Source organism: Sulfitobacter sp. UBA4523, assembly GCF_002388305.1.
GTDB classification, from domain to species: Bacteria; Pseudomonadota; Alphaproteobacteria; order Rhodobacterales; family Rhodobacteraceae; genus Sulfitobacter; species Sulfitobacter pontiacus.
In genome coordinates, this window is sequence record NZ_DGMH01000035.1 from 117556 (window position 1) to 118319 (window position 764).

1 protein-coding gene is annotated in these 764 nt (G+C 61.8%); it reads left to right on the forward strand.

Annotated features, from left to right (window positions below; all coding sequences use genetic code 11):
- Positions 1-764: HAMP domain-containing protein (locus tag B3849_RS08975; protein ID WP_286780034.1), on the forward strand; the 764-nt coding region annotated here is incomplete at both ends.

Genomic DNA, 764 nt, shown 5'->3' on the forward strand with positions numbered 1-764 from the left:
GCGCTGATGGCGCTGATCCCGACGGTGAGTGTTGCGATCTTTGCGGGGCTGACGATCAACGTCGGGCTTGAAGGCTGGTTCTCGGATCGGGTGCGGTCGGTGGTGGGCAATTCGCTGGCCGCCGCCGAAGCCTATGAGAACGAGCAAAGCGACGATCTGCGCGAAGATGCCATCGCCTTGGCCCGCGCGATTGATCAAGCGCGCACGCAGGGCGTTGATGTGCCTGACACACAGCTTTTGGCGGACGGGCAACGCCTGATCCAGCGCGGCTTGCGCGAGGCCTATATGATCGATGGCACCGGCCAGATCCGCGCGCGCGGCGACCGGTCCTATCTGTTCGATTTCGAAGAACCGACACCCGAACAGATCCGCGAGGCACAAGAGCTCGACGGCGCGCCGCTGGTGATCGAGGATTGGGATAACAACGAATTCCGCGCGCTGGTGCTGATGGAAGCCTTTGTCGATCGCTATCTTTACGTCAGCCGCGATGTGGACGGAAAAATCCTGTCGCTGCTGGACGATACCAAGGAGACGGTGCGGCTGTACCAACAGCTTGAAAACGAGCGCGGCAAGCTGTTGTTCGAATTCGGGCTGCTTTATGTGGGCTTTGCGGTGATCCTGATTCTCGCAGCGGTCTGGCTGGGGCTGTGGTTTGCCGAACGTCTGTCAGGGCCGGTGGGCCGGTTGACGGGCGCGGCGCAGCAGGTCGGTGCCGGTGATCTTGAGGTTCAGGTCCGCGAGGAAGAAGGCGATGACGAGATCGC